Genomic DNA, 576 nt, shown 5'->3' with positions numbered 1-576 from the left:
GTGCTTTGGGCTGTGTTTTTCCTGAGCTTTTGGCCCGTAATGGGGTTAGGTTTGGTGAGGCAGTTTGGTTCAAAGCTGGGTCACAAATCTTTAGTGAAGGTGGGCTGGACTATTTGGGTAACCCAAGTTTGATCCATGCTCAAAGTATTCTTGCTATTTGGGCCGTTCAAGTTATCTTAATGGGTGCTGTTGAAGGGTACCGTGTTGCTGGTGGGCCACTTGGGGAAGTGGTTGACCCACTTTACCCGGGTGGGAGCTTTGACCCGTTGGGGTTGGCAGATGACCCTGAAGCATTTGCGGAGTTGAAGGTTAAGGAGATTAAGAATGGAAGGTTGGCTATGTTTTCAATGTTTGGGTTCTTTGTTCAGGCTATTGTTACTGGTAAAGGCCCATTGGAGAACCTTGCTGACCATTTGGCTGACCCAGTTAACAACAATGCTTGGGCTTATGCTACCAACTTTGTCCCTGGAAAATGAAGAGGGGTATTTTAGGAATTTTTAGGGACGATTGAGAAAGTGTTTTGTTTTGAAACTTTCTTTGTGGGTCATTGTAAATTACTTGTGTTATGGAATGGAA

General features: G+C 45.0%; 1 protein-coding gene. It reads left to right on the top strand.

Annotation, left to right across the window (positions count from 1 at the left end; translation table 11 throughout):
• Positions 1-476, top strand: a 476-nt coding sequence (locus CXQ96_RS17930; protein WP_146070955.1) for a chlorophyll a/b-binding protein, incomplete at its 5' end; no start/stop codon positions are given.
• Positions 477-576: the final 100 nt, after the last annotated feature.

The organism is Arthrobacter sp. B1805 (assembly GCF_002929745.1).
In the GTDB taxonomy this organism is placed as follows: domain Bacteria; phylum Actinomycetota; class Actinomycetes; order Actinomycetales; family Micrococcaceae; genus Arthrobacter_D.
Note: the sequence above shows the minus strand (reverse complement) of the source record. Positions and strands in the feature narration are given on the sequence as shown.